The sequence below is a fragment of the Streptomyces sp. NPDC024632 genome (genome assembly GCF_055559175.1).
The window spans coordinates 673,805-685,821 of record NZ_JBVHLD010000002.1; the positions used below are offsets into that span (position 1 = coordinate 673,805).

Genomic DNA, 12,017 nt, shown 5'->3' on the forward strand with positions numbered 1-12,017 from the left:
GAACGGAGAACGACCGTGGCCTGCGAGCTGTGCGAGCGCCCCGCCGACGCCTACCTGTGCGGTCGGTGCGCCGCCGACCTTGCCGACCGGCTCGACCGGCTCCCCGCCCTGTACGCGCAACTCGGCAGCATGCTCGCACCGGAGCCAGCGGCGGACGGCAGCGGTCGTACGGCCGTCGCCGTCGAGGCGCCGCTGCCGATCACGCCCGAAGTCGCTGACGCCCGCGCCGACTTCGTCGTGCTGGAGGTGTGGGCGCGGGCCCTGGCCGCCGATCAGGGCGTGGCCGACCCCGCCGCGAGGCCGACGGCCGACGACCTCGGTGCGCGGGTCCGCGCGGCCTGCACCGCCCTGCGCGTCGCCGTGTGGTGGATCGCAGGGGTGTGGCCGGCGGCCGGGGACTGCGCCCGCGAGATCCGCGACCTGCACGACAGCGCCCGTACGGTCACTGGGGCGGACGACCTGCCCGCCCGCATGGGCCGCTGCCCGGCCATCGTGGACGGCGCGCTATGCGGCGCCGAGCTGCTGCTGCCGCACCGCCAGCAGGTCGTACGGTGCACCTGGTGCAGCGCCACGTACCCGCCGGGCGTGTGGGCAGCGCTCCGGGCGGCGCAGGCGCGCGCCTTCAGCCCTGCGGGGGCTCCGGCGTGACCGGCGGTCGGCCGCCCTTGTTCTGGCGGTCCCAGGTCGTCTCCCACGCCTCGACCGCAGCCAGATCCCAGGTGCGGCCAGCGCGACTGGTGGCCACCGGGGCAGGGAAGTCGGCGCGCTTGGCCAGGGTGTACGCCCGCTGGCGGCTGACGCCGAGCAGTTCGCCGATCTCGCTGAGCCCGCCCGTGCGGGGTGGTGTGGCCATGCGTACATCATCGCGGTTTCCAGGTGCGAGGGTCAACGCGTTGCACGTGAAAACCTGTTGACAGTGTCAGTGACTTATGGGCATAGTGGAGTCACCACCGAGCAAGCAGGGAGGCCGGACATGAAGATCTACGAGCGCACCGAGAACGGCGCCACCACTCACGTCGGCGTCAAGGAGGCTCTTGCCGAGGTGAACGACGCGATGATGGGCGGGAAGCGCCAGGTCAAGACGATGTCCTCCCAGTACGGCCGCCACGACATCACGTACAAGGACGGCCGCCAGGTCCGCCTAGTCCTGGTGGACGAGCCCGAGTCGGCCCCCCCGCGCTTCGCCTTCCGTGATCTCGTTATGACGGATCAGGGGCTTGGCAGGGTGGCCAAGGTCACCGACGTTCCGCGCCGGGACGGAACGCGGATCATCGGGTACGACGTGGAACTGGACGCGGGCGGAGAGATCTACGCGCACGAGTCGGACTTGCGGCCGGTCGAGCCGGAGCCCGCTGACGCGCACGTTGTCAGCGTCCTGGGCGGCAAGGTGCACACGATGATGCCCGGCATGGACGAGCACCCATACCCGCTGTGCCGCGGGGGTGGCATGAACCAGATGGTCAGCAAGTTCCGCACCGTTACCGCCCCGCTCACCTGCAAGACCTGCTGCACCTACGCGGAGCGCCGCACGGCGGCCGAGACCCGGAAGGGGGCCTGACGTGGCCCAGTGCACCGCCGTCCGCCCTGGCGGCTACATCTGCATCAACCGGGCCCAGACGGGCCGCAGCGTGTGCGCCAGCCACGACCCTCGCCGCCAGTGCGGCGCCCCGACGACGGGCGGCGCGAAGTGCCGACGGATGAAGGTCCGCGGCAAGGACGCCTGCTCGTACCACCTCTGATCCCAAGCAAGCGGCCCGCCTCCGGACTCTGACCTCCGGAAACGGGCCTGACCGAACACCTTGACCAGCAAGGAGACGGCTGACATGGATCTTTCCATGCCCGCGGGTACGCCCGCACCCCCGCCGCGGCGCATCATCGCCGCCGGTGTCATCCGCCGGACCGGCGGCCGTACGACCCGCGTCACCATCACCCAGGCCGGAGCCACCGGCAGCATCCGCCCGGCGGTGACTCGATGACCGAGCGCCCCGACCCGCTGGAGTCCGTACTCCGCTCCGCCTTCGACCAGGGCGAGCCCGTCGACAACGACGCCGAGCCGATCGTGCTGCCTGCCGACCCCGACCAGCCCGTGCCCTACACGGTCGACGACACCGCCGCGAAGGACAGCCACCCGGCCGAGTCCACGTTGTCCAGCGATGTCGTCGACCTGCTCGCCGCGATCCGTGACGCCCTCGACGTGCCCCTGCCCGGTGTCGACGCCCGCGACGAACGCCGCTTCTGCTGCCTCATGGACGGCCGACGCAGCGCCGTATACGCCACGCTCAAGGCTCTCCTCGACGAGCGCGACCCGCGGATCATCGCCCGCGACGCCGAGTACATCCGCCGCCGCACCGCTGAAACGCCCATCACGTACACCGTGTGGCAGCCTGCCGGGGGTGAGCAGGCGTGAAGCACCTCCGCGCGCTTCCGCGCCACCTGGCCCGCGCCGTGATCTACCTGGCCGCCGCCTCGATGGCGTCCTGGTCGCTGTACGTGGTAGCCCACGACATGTACGGCGTCCCCCGCCCGCTGGCCGTCATCGTCGCCGCAGTCTTCGACGGCGCCGCCCTGGCCTGCCTGAACCTCGCCTCCGACGCCGTCGACGAGTCCCGCTCCGCCGCCGGGCCCCGCACCGCGACGCTCGCCCTCGCGACGGTCTCGATCTACCTCAACGTGAGCCACGCCCGGTACATCGGCGGCGGCTTCGGCGCCGCCCTGCTCTTCGCCTCCCCCACCGTGGCGCTGCTGCTCATCTCCGACCTGTCGTGGGCAGCGACCCGCGCCCGAGTGCGGGCTGCCCGCGGCGAGCGTCCGATGACGCTGCCCGTGTTCGGCACCTGGGGGTGGCTCCTGGCCCACCGTCAGGCGTGGCAGGCCACCGTCGACAAGGCCGCCGCCCACGTCACCGGACAGACCTCCACGCCGAAGGAGCCCGGCCCCGGCCGTACGGCGACCGCCGCACTCCGCGAGCACTTCGCCGCCCTCGACCCCGCTGATGCGGTCCGCATCGCCCATGATGCGCAACCCGCGCTGCCGCCCGCCGAACTGGCCTCGCTGCTCGTCACCTACGGCGTCACGGTCGACGCCGTCCAGGTCGCCCTCGTCCTCCACCAGCGCCGCCCCGTGGTCGAGATCGACCGTGACACGGATGATGCGGACCCTGATGCGCCGCAGGTCGGCGGCCGTCCGGAGCTGACGAAGGCCGAGGCGATTCTCGACGCCGCCTCCGCGCTCGGCCCCGGCGCGAAGGCCGCCGACGTCGTCGCCCGCGTCGCCCGCATCCACCGCATCACCACCGACGACGCCTACGTCCGCACCGTCCTGTCACGGGCCAAGAAAAACCCCCGCCCGCATGACGGCATCGGCCAGGGCGGAGGCGGATACGCGTGAGCGAGATCGAGAAGGCCACCGCCGACGCGGTGCTCGCGGCCCGGCAGTCCGAGGACTACGCCGCGCTGCTCGCCACCATCCGCGCCGAGATGGAGCAGCGGCAGCAGGGCCCGCAGATCGTCCACGTCCACCAGGCGCAGCCCGACCGCACGATCCAGCGCCTCGCCCTGGGCGCAGGTCTCGGCGCCGGAGCGGTAGCGGGCGCGGTGTACTTCGGGCCGCTGCTCATCGCCTCCCTGACCACCATGGCGGTCATCGTGCTCGCCGGAGCGCTCGCCATCGCCGTGCTCGCCTGGGCGATCGTCCACGTCGTGACCGGCGTCCGCCCCGAGCCCAAGGGCAAACGGCGCTGACCTGCCCTTCCGTCCGGCCGCGCACTGTCGCGGCCGGAGCGGTGGGACCGGACAGCCCGGACCCAGGAGAGGACACCGTGCCCGTAGACCGACTCAGCGGCCTCAGCCCGCTCGACCTCGCCCGCGTCCTGCGCATCGCCGGAATGGCCGCGATCCGCAAAGACGTCCTCACCACCCGCCAGGAGAAGGCCATCGACCGCATCGCCGAGCGGGCCCGCCAGCGCCGCGAGCAGAAGGAGAACACCAAATGAGCAGCTACGTCTTCTCGCAGTTCGCGACCCTCGGCGGCGCCGTCGTGCGGGTCACGACGGCCGCCGAGGGCGACCAGGAGTGGAAGTGCCTCGGGTGCCGTGACCGCTCGCTCTTCCCCAAGCCCGAGCACCTGATCCGCGCCGAGGCCAACGACCACGCCGCGATCTGCCGGGCACTGCCGACGGACTGACCAACCCCGCGGCGGCCGTGCATCCGCCAAGACAACCGGCCGCCGCGGGCCCCCGCACCTCCGCAGAGAGCAGGAACCACCAGCATGACCGACACCGTCCTCCGCCTCGTCAAAGACCCCGACAGTCCCGACCAGGTGCCGCCCGCCGTGGAGGCCGCAGTCGTCGAGGCCGTGACCGAGACCTTCGCCGAGCCCGCCCCGGCCGCCGTCGTCGACACCCCCGCGGTGAACGCCGACACCACCACCTGGATCGGCCAGCGCCGCGCCTACCTCGCCGCCGCCCCGCCCGTCATCCCCGCCTGGCTCCGCAGCACCAAAAGCGCCGCCGACCACACCCGCTGGACCCTCAACTACGCCGCCCACCTCACCTCGTTCCACACCATCCGCACCCCCTACTACCTGGTCAAGCTCCTCGGCCGGTCCCCCCGCGGCGCCTGGCGCTTCGCCGTCCGCTGGGCCCGCTGGGTCACCGACGCCGAAGCCCGCCCCGTCGAGACCAAGGCCGCCGTCGGAGGCGACATCGAAGCGTGGCTGTCCCTGTCGCGCGAGCACTCCCGCCGGATCAGGCCGCGCCGCATCACCACCATCGCCGTCGCCACGCCCACCGCGCTCGCCGCGACCGTCGCCGGATTCGTCCTGCCGCTGTGGGAGACCGGCGGCGCCCTCGCCCTGGTCATGGCCGCCCTCGGCCTTGCCGGAGCGCCCCACGACAAGCCGCTGCTCACCCGCTACGTCTCGGTCCATCTCCAACGCCCCCTGAACAGCAGCGAGATCGCCGACGCCCTGGAGGCCATCGGCGTCCGGGGCGAACCGTCCTTCGTCAACCCCATCCAGGTCGACGGGCCCGGCTGGCTCGCCGAACTCGACCTTCCGCGCGGCGTGCTCGCCGAGAAGCTGCTCGACAAGCGGAAAGAGCTGGCCGGGGCCATGCGGCGCCCGCTCCAGTGCGTGTGGCCCTCGGTCGGCACCGAGCACCCCAGCCGGGCGAACCTGTGGGTCGCCAAGACCGACCCGCGCACCATCAAACGGGCCTGGCCGCTGGCCGCCGACGGGCAGGCCGACATGTACGGCGAATTCCCCTTCGGCGTCACCCCCCGCGGCGAGACCGTCCCCCTCGCCCTGATCGGCACCAACGTCCTGATGGGCGGCGTCATGGGCTCCGGGAAAACCTCTGCCGTGCTGGTCATCGCCCTGGCCGGGGCCCTCGACCCCACCTGCGAGATGTGGGTCTACGAACTGAAGGGCTCCGGCGACTGCGACAGCGTCGAGCCGGTCTGCCACCGGTACGTCAGCGGTGACGACGACGAGCACTGCAAAGCCGCCCTCGACGGCCTCAAGGGCCTGGAGAAGGAGATGAAGCGCCGGAAGAAGGCTGTCGCTGACCTGCCCGTGGAGGACGTCCCCAACGGCCGCAAGGTCACCCGCAAACTCGCCGACAAGTACCCCGAGCTGCGACTCCACCCGCTGCTCGCCATCTTCGACGAGGTCCACACCCTTTTCGAGCACCCCGAGTACGGCAAAGAAGCCGCCGAGATCGCCGGGCGCCTGATCCGCAAGGCCCGCGCCTACGGCATCATCCTGGTCTTCACCACCCAGAAGCCCGACGCCGACAGCATCCCGAAGATGGTCTCCGACAACGCGATCGTGCGGTTCTGCCTGGCCATCACCGGCCACATCCCCAACGACCTGATCCTCGGCACCGGCATGTACAAGCGCGGCATCCGCGCGAACATCTTCGAGCCCGCCGAAGGCAACGACCCCAAGGACAGCGGTACCGGGTGGCTGGCCCGCTCCGCGATGAACGCCCGCATCGTCCGCGCCTACTACATCGCCCAGGAACTGGCCCGCGAGATCGGCAAGCGCGGCCTCGCGCTCCGCATCGCCGCAGGCACCCTCACGGGCGAAGCCGCGGGCGAGACCGTCGAGCCCACCGACACCGAAACGCTCGTCGACCACCTGCGCGCCATCTGGCCCGACGGCGCCCCGGCCGTCCACTCCCACCGCCTGGTCGACGCCCTCGCCGCCTACCGGCCCGACCTGTACGCCCCATGGATCAGCACCGACCCCGCCCTGAGCCCGCGCGAGATCCAGGCCGCCAGCTCCGCGACCCTGTCCGCCGCCCTCAAGCCGTACAAGGTGACCACCACCCAGATCACCATCCGCGACTGCTGCGGCGGCGCCAAGGGCGTCCGCTTCACCGACCTCCCCGAGACCCCGGACGGCCCGGAGGACGACACCGAATAGGCCCCGCCCGGTTTCCCCCGACCCGAAACCGGTTTCGGGGGTGACATCGGCCCCACGGGGCTGTGAGCTGCGGTGATTTCAGGTTTCGGGGTCCAGCAGCGGACCCCGAAAACCACCTCGGAGCGGCATCATGGACCCATGGAACCGCTGTCCGTGCCCCCAGGCCACATGTCCGCCCACCAGGCCGCCACCACCCTCGGCATCACCCTCGGCGGCGTCCGCCAGCTCGTCGCCCGCGGCCGACTCGTCCGCGCAGGCGGCTCGCCACGGCAACCCTGGTACGACACCGACGACGTCCTCGCCATCCTCGCCACCCGCGTTGCCGCTTGACACCAGGTCAGAGCGGTGTGACGATCTTTCCGCAGACGTATGTCCGCACGACGGACACCCCGAAGGCCCCGAGACCATCACCGGTCCGGGGCCTTCGTCGTACCCCGAACCATGGGAGCCGCCATGCAGCCCAGTGTCGGCCGCATCGTCCACTACAACCACGACGGCACGTGCCGCGCCGCGATCATCACGCAGGCCGACGGCGCCACCACGCTCCTCACCGTGTTCCAGCCATTCGGCCCCCAGGCGATGCTCGACGCCAAGCAGGAAGGCAACGCGCCCGGCACCTGGCACTGGCCCGAGCGGACCTAGACGGTCTGTCACAGACCAGTCACAACGGGCACACAGCAGACGGTCCTCCGGCACGCTGGCCCGATGCGTACCCGACTCACCGCCGCGGCCCTCGCCGCCGCCGCGCTCCTGGCCCTGACCGCCTGCTCGTCGAGCGACAGCAACGACGACAAGGGCCAGGCGTCGCCGACCACACCTGTTCCTACCACTACGGTCGGCGCCGCACCCACCACGACCACCAAGCACATCCCCGGCTTCCCCGATGCGCCGACCGGTGCCAAGCGGACCGCGTACCTCGCAGCTCTGCGGGTCGTCGATCCCGCCATCGTCGCCGACCCCGACAAGGCCATCACCGCAGGCCGCAACCAGTGCACGAGTCTCGACGGCGGCGCGAGGAACCCGGACCACAGTGCAGCCGAGCGGTTCGGCAACGACGCGCGCCCCCTCAGCGACGCCCAGGGCAAGCTGATCAACGCCGCCCTACGGCAGACGATCTGCCCCAAGAAATGACCCCCGGCAGCGCCCCCGAGCCCACTCCGGCCGGGGGTGCTGCCATGCCCCCTGGACTGCCCCCCGGGGGAGGTGATCCCCCCGGTGCCGACACGTCCCCCCACCCGGTGCGGTGAACCGGGGTGCCACACGCTCACCACCACGGGCAGATGCCCCACGCACCAGCGCGTGCCGTGGGCAGGCCGGGACGACAAGGCGGCCCGCTACGACGGCATCAGCTCGGGCGAGTGGCGCAAGCTCAAGCGCAGGGTCAGCCTGCGCGATCACGGCTGCTGCTACGCGTGCGGCGCCGACTCGGACGACGTCGACCCCGACGACGAGGCCGCCAAGCCGTTCGTCCTCGACCACAAGGTCCCCGTCAGCGAGGGCGGCTCGCCGCGCGACCTCGACAACCTGGGGCTGCTCTGCCCGTCCTGCGACTGGATCAAGAGCCGCGCCGAGGCACTGCGGGCGAACTTGAGACGGAGAAACCGCCTTCCAAGGCTCTGACCTGGGCTTTTGTTACTCTCGCCTGGTCGGCGATCGAGCGGCAAGCCTCTGACCTGCGGGTTTGTGGCCTCAAGGTTCGAAATCCCAGAAGTCTTCCGGCTTTTCCGGGGGTAAGGGAGTCCAGATTTCCAGGATTTTTTTCTGGGGACCCGGCGCGGTCAACTCGGAAGACGTGTGCACAGAATCCCATAGGGGGGTCTAGCGACCCGCAAGCCCCTGACCTGCGGTTTTGTGATGGTGACTGGGGGTGACCGGCAATGGGTCGTACCGCCCAGCCCGCGGCGCTGAAGCTGATCAAGGGCCGTGCGCCCGGCAAGGACAGCGCGGGGCGGCCGGTGAACAGCGGGCCCGCCTTCAAGCGGCTGCCCCCTGAGGCGCCGGAGTGGCTGACGCCCGAGGCCCGCGCGGAGTGGGACCGCGTCCTTCCCGGCCTGGCCCGCCTCGATCTGCTCAAGCCGGAGGACGCCGCGGCGCTGGCCGCGTACTGCGAGGCGTGGGCGACCTTCCGCGAGGCGACCGAGACCGTGCAGCGCGACGGCCTGACGATCGAGGCGAAGCAGGGGACGCTCCCGCACCCGGCGGTCGGCATCGCCCGCGCGGCCGGGCGCGAGCTGCGCGCGTGGGCGGCGCACTTCGGCCTGACCCCGAGCACGGAGCAGGCCCTTTCTCGGGGGGCGGACGATGGCGACGACGAGGAAGAGAACCCCTTCGCGTAAGGCGGGGGCGGGCCCGGCGCGGCCGACAACGTTCCTCGACGAGGCGGAGCTTGAGCGGCTGAAGTTGTCGCCCGAGGTGGCCTGGTACCTGGCGGAGCGGGGCATCCCGCTGCCGGACTGCGTGCCGCTGGTCAAGACACCGGAGCCCCGTGACGTGCCGGGGGCGGTGTTCGATCCTGAGCGCGTCGACCGCGTGCTGAAGGCGTTCGGGCTGCTGCGGCACACCCAGGGCCAGTGGGCGGGTCAGCCGCTGCGGCCGGACCCGTGGCAGGTGGCGTACATCCTCGCGCCGGTCTTCGGGTGGGTGCGGTGGGATCAGGACGCTGACGCCTACGTGCGGATCGTCCGCGAGCTGTACGTGGACGTGCCCCGCAAGAACGGCAAGAGCACCCTCGCGGGCGGCATCGCGATCTACCTCACGTGCGGGGACGGTGAGCCGTCCGCGCAGGTCATCACGGCGGCGACCACGAAGGAGCAGGCGGGGTTCGTTTTCGAGCCGGTCAAGCGGCTGGCCGAGCGGGCGCCCGCGCTGAAGCGGCACGTCAAGCCGATGGCCGCGGTCATCCTGCACCCGAAGTCCGGCTCGTACTTCAAGCCGATCTCGTCGGTGGCCGGTGCGCAGCACGGTGCAAATTTGCACGGCGCGATCATCGACGAGCTGCACGAGCACAAGACGCCCGAGCTGGTCGAGACGATCGAGACCGGCACAGGGTCGCGCCGTCAGCCGCTGGTGGTCATCATCACCACCGCCGACGACGGGAAGCCGGAGACGATCTACGCCCGCAAGCGCGACCGGATCGAGCAGCTCGCCCGCGGCGTTTTCACCGCACCGAGCGTGTACGGGGTGGTGTTCGCCGCCCCGAAGGACGCCGACCCGTTCGCCGAGGCCACGCAGCGGGCCGCGAATCCCGGTTTCGGGATCTCCCCGACGCGCGCGTACCTGGCCGCGAGGGTCGACGAGGCCCGGCAGTCGCCCGCGGAGCTGGCGAAGTACCTGCGCCTGCACCTCGGGATCAGGACGAAGCAGAAGACGAAGTTCCTGACGCTGGAGTCGTGGCGGGCCAACGGGGCGCTGGTCGTGGAGGAACAGCTCGCCGGGCGCGAGGCGTACGGCGGCCTGGACCTGGCCAACGTCTCGGACATCAACGCGCTGTGCTGGCTGTTCCCCGACGACGAGGACAACAGCCTTGATGTGCTGCTGCGGTTCTGGACGCCGGAGGACAACCTGCGGGCGCTGGACAAGCGGACCGCGGGCGCGGCCTCGCGGTGGGTGCGTGAGGGCTGGCTGAAGACCACGCCCGGCAACGTCACCGACTACAACGCGATCGGCGCGGTCATCCGGGCCGACCTCGACACCTTCGACGTCAAGAGCCTCGGCTTCGACCGGTGGAACTCCACGTCGCTGACGAACGATCTGGCCGGGGAGCGGGCGCCGCTGGTCGGCGTCGGCCAGGGCTACAAGACCATGAGCCCGGCTCTGAAGGCGGTGAAGCGGTACCTGCTCGCGGGCGAGCGGGCGGTCGCCGCCGGGGGCCGGCCGATGATCCGGCACGACGGCAACCCGGTGATGGTGTGGATGGTCGACAACCTCGCCGTGGAGCTGGACTCGGCCGGGAACGTCAAGCCGGACAAGGCCCACAGCGGCGACAAGATCGACGGGGTCAGCGCGCTGTGTGACGCGATGTCCGAGGTTCTGACCCGGCCGCCCAAGCGCCGGTCCGCCTACGAGGACGGCGAGTTCGAGGTCATCTGAGAGGGGGCTGCTGTGGCGTGGTGGCGTAGGAAGGGCAGTCTGCCGCGAGGCATGGTGATCACCCCCGAGGGTCTGCCGGTGACCGCGAAGTCCGCGCCGGTCCCGAGCGGCGTGCTGGCCACGTTCGAGGGCCTGGACAAGCCGTGGACGTACAACGGCCGACTGATCGTGCCCGACCCCGGAGTGCCGCTCGCGGCCTACTCCGGGGTGACGGCGTACGACGTGTGGCGCACCCAGCCGAGCGTGCGCAAGGTCGTCGACTACATCGCCAGGGCACTGTGCACGATCCCGTGGCACGTCTACGAGCGCGTCTCGGACACCGACCGGCGGCGGGTGACGGATCATCCGCTGGCGCAACTGCTGTCCGCGCCGGGGCCGGGGCGGGCACCGTCGCGGTTGTGGCACAGCATCATCGTTGACTGGCTGATCCACGACCGGTGGGCGGCAACGCTGCTGCCGTCCGCGGACACCGCCAGCGGCTGGGAGCTGCGCAGGAAGCCCGCGCGGCGATTTCACGTCCTGGCAGACGACGACGATCAGCCCGTGGCGCTGTATGTGGCGTACAGCGGCGGCCAGTCTGCGGCCGTTCCGGTCGGCGGCACCGGGCCCGCAGGCGAGCGGTACCTGTGGGACTCCGGCTATGCGGCATGGGGCGCGGACGGCACCAGCCCGATGGAGACGCTGCGGCAGCTGCTCGACGAGCAGCGCGAAGCGGTGGAGTACCGGCGGCAGGTGTGGAAGAACAGCGCGCGCACCCCGGTCGTCATCGAGCGGCCGGCCGACGCACCGTCCTGGTCGGACGGGGCGAAGGCCCGGTTCCTGGAGGCGTTCAAGCGCTTCGTCGGCCGCGGCGCCGAGGCGGGCGGTACGCCGATCCTGGAGGACGGCATGCGCCTGGTGCCGGTCCAGGCATTCGCGCCGAAGGACACCGCGGACATCGAGGGCCGACAGCTCTCGGACGCTGAGGTCGCCAGCCACTACCACATCCCCCCGGAGCTGGTCGGCGCGAGGGAGGGCACCTTCAGCAATTTGGACGCGTTCCGGCAGATGCTCTACACGCACAGCATCGGGCCGGACATCACGATCCTGGAGGACGTCCTCAACGCCCAGCTCGTACCTCTGCTCGCGCCCGGCTCGGCCCTCTACGTCGAGGCGAACGTCGCGGCCAAACTGCGCGGCAGTTTCGAGGAGCAGGCGTCGCTGTTGCAGACCGCGGTCGGCGCCCCGTACATGCTGCGCGCCGAGGCGCGAGCGAGGCAGAACCTGCCGTACATCGACGGCACCGACGAGCTGGTGACGCCGCTGAACGTCGTCACGGGCGGCCTCGCGTCGCCGACGGACACCGCCCCGAAGGCGGGCGGGCCGGTCCCAAAAGCGCCCGGCCGTCCGGAGGAAAGGCCGGACGGCCTGACGACCTGGCCACCTTCTCCGTCGAGCGGGACGCCCTCACCAACGCGCTGACCGCATGGGCGCAGGCCCAGGCGGACCGGCTGCTCGACCGC

General features: G+C 71.4%; 18 protein-coding genes. 17 read left to right on the top strand and 1 reads right to left on the bottom strand.

Going from position 1 to position 12,017, the window contains the following annotated elements; genetic code table 11:
• Positions 1-15 precede the first annotated feature (15 nt).
• A complete protein-coding gene (locus ACZ37P_RS06355) occupies positions 16-648 on the top strand; it encodes a hypothetical protein (protein WP_467345134.1) in 633 nt (210 codons plus the stop codon).
• On the opposite strand, the gene ACZ37P_RS06360 is transcribed toward ACZ37P_RS06355, so the two are convergent.
• Positions 623-853, bottom strand: coding sequence for a helix-turn-helix transcriptional regulator (locus ACZ37P_RS06360; RefSeq protein WP_467345135.1), 231 nt, complete (start codon positions 851-853; stop codon positions 623-625). The two genes, ACZ37P_RS06355 and ACZ37P_RS06360, sit on opposite strands and share 26 nt — an antisense overlap.
• Before the next feature lie 120 nt (positions 854-973).
• Between ACZ37P_RS06360 and ACZ37P_RS06365 the strand changes: the two genes are divergently transcribed.
• The 16 genes from ACZ37P_RS06365 (at position 974) to ACZ37P_RS06440 (ending at position 11,976) form a co-directional block, all read left to right on the top strand.
• Positions 974-1,558, top strand: coding sequence for a hypothetical protein (locus ACZ37P_RS06365; protein WP_467345136.1), 585 nt, complete (start codon positions 974-976; stop codon positions 1,556-1,558).
• 1 nt (position 1,559) lies between these two features.
• Positions 1,560-1,739 carry a hypothetical protein gene (locus ACZ37P_RS06370; RefSeq protein WP_467345137.1) on the top strand — a complete coding sequence of 60 codons (180 nt, stop codon included), beginning with the start codon at positions 1,560-1,562 and terminating at the stop codon, positions 1,737-1,739.
• A gap of 84 nt (positions 1,740-1,823) precedes the next feature.
• Positions 1,824-1,976 carry a hypothetical protein gene (locus ACZ37P_RS06375; RefSeq protein WP_467345138.1) on the top strand — a complete coding sequence of 51 codons (153 nt, stop codon included), beginning with the start codon at positions 1,824-1,826 and terminating at the stop codon, positions 1,974-1,976.
• The gene (locus ACZ37P_RS06380; protein WP_467345140.1) at positions 1,973-2,407 is read left to right on the top strand and encodes a hypothetical protein; all 435 of its coding nucleotides are present in this window, start codon (positions 1,973-1,975) and stop codon (positions 2,405-2,407) included. The genes ACZ37P_RS06375 and ACZ37P_RS06380 overlap by 4 nt, the downstream gene beginning before the upstream one ends.
• Positions 2,404-3,387, top strand: coding sequence for a hypothetical protein (locus tag ACZ37P_RS06385; protein ID WP_467345141.1), 984 nt, complete (start codon positions 2,404-2,406; stop codon positions 3,385-3,387). Before ACZ37P_RS06380 ends, ACZ37P_RS06385 begins: the two co-directional genes overlap by 4 nt.
• Entirely contained in the window at positions 3,384-3,740 is a 357-nt protein-coding gene (locus tag ACZ37P_RS06390) for a DUF6251 family protein (protein ID WP_401850712.1), read from the top strand. The genes ACZ37P_RS06385 and ACZ37P_RS06390 overlap by 4 nt, the downstream gene beginning before the upstream one ends.
• A gap of 77 nt (positions 3,741-3,817) precedes the next feature.
• Positions 3,818-3,991: a hypothetical protein gene (locus ACZ37P_RS06395; protein WP_401715336.1), complete on the top strand. Its 174-nt coding sequence runs from the start codon at positions 3,818-3,820 to the stop codon at positions 3,989-3,991.
• Positions 3,988-4,182, top strand: coding sequence for a hypothetical protein (locus tag ACZ37P_RS06400; protein WP_401715334.1), 195 nt, complete (start codon positions 3,988-3,990; stop codon positions 4,180-4,182). The genes ACZ37P_RS06395 and ACZ37P_RS06400 overlap by 4 nt, the downstream gene beginning before the upstream one ends.
• 84 nt (positions 4,183-4,266) lie before the next feature.
• Positions 4,267-6,426, top strand: a complete 2,160-nt coding sequence (locus tag ACZ37P_RS06405) for an FtsK/SpoIIIE domain-containing protein (RefSeq protein ID WP_467345144.1) — start codon at positions 4,267-4,269, stop codon at positions 6,424-6,426.
• 138 nt (positions 6,427-6,564) lie between these two features.
• Positions 6,565-6,756, top strand: a complete 192-nt coding sequence (locus tag ACZ37P_RS06410) for a hypothetical protein (protein WP_401850718.1) — start codon at positions 6,565-6,567, stop codon at positions 6,754-6,756.
• Positions 6,757-6,879: 123 nt separating this feature from the next.
• Positions 6,880-7,068, top strand: a complete 189-nt coding sequence (locus tag ACZ37P_RS06415) for a hypothetical protein (protein WP_401850721.1) — start codon at positions 6,880-6,882, stop codon at positions 7,066-7,068.
• 63 nt (positions 7,069-7,131) lie between these two features.
• On the top strand, positions 7,132-7,557 hold the full coding sequence (locus ACZ37P_RS06420) for a DUF732 domain-containing protein (RefSeq protein ID WP_401850723.1): 426 nt from the start codon (positions 7,132-7,134) through the stop codon (positions 7,555-7,557).
• 168 nt (positions 7,558-7,725) lie between these two features.
• A complete protein-coding gene (locus ACZ37P_RS06425; RefSeq protein WP_467345147.1) occupies positions 7,726-8,046 on the top strand; it encodes an HNH endonuclease in 321 nt (106 codons plus the stop codon).
• A gap of 257 nt (positions 8,047-8,303) precedes the next feature.
• On the top strand, positions 8,304-8,762 hold the full coding sequence (locus ACZ37P_RS06430; protein WP_467345148.1) for a phage terminase small subunit P27 family: 459 nt from the start codon (positions 8,304-8,306) through the stop codon (positions 8,760-8,762).
• Positions 8,728-10,515 (top strand): terminase large subunit, encoded by a 1,788-nt coding sequence (locus ACZ37P_RS06435; protein ID WP_401850729.1) that lies wholly within the window; start codon positions 8,728-8,730, stop codon positions 10,513-10,515. Before ACZ37P_RS06430 ends, ACZ37P_RS06435 begins: the two co-directional genes overlap by 35 nt.
• A 51-nt stretch (positions 10,516-10,566) precedes the next feature.
• Positions 10,567-11,976 (top strand): phage portal protein, encoded by a 1,410-nt coding sequence (locus tag ACZ37P_RS06440; RefSeq protein ID WP_467345150.1) that lies wholly within the window; start codon positions 10,567-10,569, stop codon positions 11,974-11,976.
• The last annotated feature ends 41 nt before the right edge of the window (positions 11,977-12,017 follow it).

Excerpts from the sequence above, each read along its gene's own strand:
- ACZ37P_RS06360 (WP_467345135.1), bottom strand. The coding sequence starts at position 853 with ATGGCCACACCACCCCGCACGGGCGGGCTCAGCGAGATCGGCGAACTG.
- ACZ37P_RS06365 (WP_467345136.1), top strand. The coding sequence starts at position 974 with ATGAAGATCTACGAGCGCACCGAGAACGGCGCCACCACTCACGTCGGC.
- ACZ37P_RS06375 (WP_467345138.1), top strand. The coding sequence starts at position 1,824 with ATGGATCTTTCCATGCCCGCGGGTACGCCCGCACCCCCGCCGCGGCGC.
- ACZ37P_RS06380 (WP_467345140.1), top strand. The coding sequence starts at position 1,973 with ATGACCGAGCGCCCCGACCCGCTGGAGTCCGTACTCCGCTCCGCCTTC.
- ACZ37P_RS06400 (WP_401715334.1), top strand. The coding sequence starts at position 3,988 with ATGAGCAGCTACGTCTTCTCGCAGTTCGCGACCCTCGGCGGCGCCGTC.
- ACZ37P_RS06405 (WP_467345144.1), top strand. The coding sequence starts at position 4,267 with ATGACCGACACCGTCCTCCGCCTCGTCAAAGACCCCGACAGTCCCGAC.
- ACZ37P_RS06410 (WP_401850718.1), top strand. The coding sequence starts at position 6,565 with ATGGAACCGCTGTCCGTGCCCCCAGGCCACATGTCCGCCCACCAGGCC.
- ACZ37P_RS06415 (WP_401850721.1), top strand. The coding sequence starts at position 6,880 with ATGCAGCCCAGTGTCGGCCGCATCGTCCACTACAACCACGACGGCACG.
- ACZ37P_RS06420 (WP_401850723.1), top strand. The coding sequence starts at position 7,132 with ATGCGTACCCGACTCACCGCCGCGGCCCTCGCCGCCGCCGCGCTCCTG.
- ACZ37P_RS06430 (WP_467345148.1), top strand. The coding sequence starts at position 8,304 with ATGGGTCGTACCGCCCAGCCCGCGGCGCTGAAGCTGATCAAGGGCCGT.
- ACZ37P_RS06435 (WP_401850729.1), top strand. The coding sequence starts at position 8,728 with ATGGCGACGACGAGGAAGAGAACCCCTTCGCGTAAGGCGGGGGCGGGC.
- ACZ37P_RS06440 (WP_467345150.1), top strand. The coding sequence starts at position 10,567 with ATGGTGATCACCCCCGAGGGTCTGCCGGTGACCGCGAAGTCCGCGCCG.